Source organism: Paenarthrobacter sp. NPDC056912 (assembly GCF_042786555.1).
Lineage (GTDB): Bacteria > Actinomycetota > Actinomycetes > Actinomycetales > Micrococcaceae > Arthrobacter.
This window is the reverse complement of record NZ_JBHUCD010000049.1, coordinates 1-1,642: the sequence shown is the minus strand read 5'-3', so window position 1 is coordinate 1,642 and position 1,642 is coordinate 1. Positions and strand designations below refer to the sequence as shown.

The following is a 1,642-nucleotide window of genomic DNA, read 5'->3' as shown; positions in this document are numbered from 1 at the left end:
GTTCGGTCGGTCATCACGAGTTGGAGCTCCACACCGCTGATCCCGCCGCGCTTGCCGGTGAGTCGTTCGACGAGGGTGTCGGCCATGACCTGGCCTCGGGTCCGGGAATCCCCGCTGGAACGGGCGGAGTCTGCGGCCCGGGTGAGGGCGGCGTAGGCGGCCACACCCTGGGCGACGGGCAGCAGGGCGGTCAGATAGGTCATGGTGTCAGGGGCCGGGCGCAGGCTCACGGTCCGTTCGGTTGCGGCGTGGCTGGCACGTTGGGCGACCGAGCGGGGATCCCGGCGATACGCTGCGGCTTTCGCGGCGGCGATGATGGCCCGGTCACCCTTCCCCTCGAACGTCCCGGTATCGGCGGCGAGTTCCTCGTCCACGGCGCACCGGTCCTCGACGGACAGGCAGGCGGTTTCTTTCACCAGTAGGGTGGCGCGCCACTCATTGAGCTGGCCCGACTCCAACGCGGCCATGGTGCGCGGCATCTCCGTCACCAACGCCTTCGCGAGTCCAAGCAACCGTGATCCCCGGTTCGGGGACTCCCGCCGGGCCAACGCCACCTGCGCCCCGACACCCTGGCCCTGCTCAGAAGCGGGCACACCGGCCGCCTCCTGCTCGCCGCGCTGCGCCAGTTCGAAGGCCACCGCGGCACGCGCCTGCAACCCGGTGATGGCGGACTTCAAGTCTTCCAGCCCACGGATCTGATCGATCAGCTCGCCGCTCCCGGCACCGAGACGGACGGCGCCCAAGAGTGCGAGGAGATCAGAAACCCGGGGCGGGGACTTCAAGGACAGAAGTCCTGCGGAAGGATCAGACGCAACCACCGCCGCGCCCGCCTGACTGCCCCGAATCTGCTCCATACCCCAACTCTTCCAATCACAACGGGCCGCCAAAAGCCAAGAATCTCCCTATGTGGAAAAGCCCGCAGGTATGGCCAGCCCATTGAGGGCAGGGGTAGAGGGCCGTTAATGCACGCTCAGTGCTTCAGGGTTCTTGAGGAACGCCGTTTGGTGAGCCCGCGGTACTTCTTCGTGCCCTTGGCCTCGCTGGGGTCGCCAGTCCCTCGATTGCACAAACGTGGCGGCGCTCTGTACCCGCCCGGCTGGACGGTCAGCATAGCGAACCAGTTCCGTCAGGACTGCCGCGTTGGCCGGCATGCAGCGCTCTCACCACGAGGACTTCCGACGACAGGCGACAAGGACAGAATGACGCAAGGTCAGACGTTCAGATCAACTCCGGCACGCTTAGCATTGCGGCGGGAGCTGCTGCGACCGGCTCCGGGAAATCGTCTCTGGCATCTTCGCTGAGCCTTCTGTCGTGGATGCAGTTCAAGCCTTAAGGTGGCGACTCCCTCACCCAACCATGATCCAAAGCTCCGGGCCGTCAGCGTGAGTCTGGGTCAGCGGGGCCCGCGACTTTGAACACTCCGAACGCTGGCCGGGAGTCAGTCGCTGGCAAAGCGGGGCGCTACTGAAACAGACGGCGCACGACGGCGCGCTGACGCGGCTCTTGTGGGCCGCTGAAGGGGTGCTGGGCCCAGGTTGAGGAGGTGCTTTGGGGTGGATTTGCGTTGGGGTGGTGGGGCGTGTATTGTTTTCTGAGTCGCCGGGTGCGAAACGGAAAGCCGGAAGGTGTGTACGGTTCGGTA

At 66.0% G+C, this 1,642-nt stretch carries 1 protein-coding gene; it reads right to left on the bottom strand.

Features of this window, described 5'->3' with window-relative positions; all coding sequences use genetic code 11:
* On the bottom strand, positions 1-854 hold an 854-nt coding region (locus ACFRJ9_RS23940), incomplete at its 3' end, for a DUF222 domain-containing protein (RefSeq protein WP_377673393.1).
* Between the last annotated feature and the right edge of the window lie 788 nt (positions 855-1,642).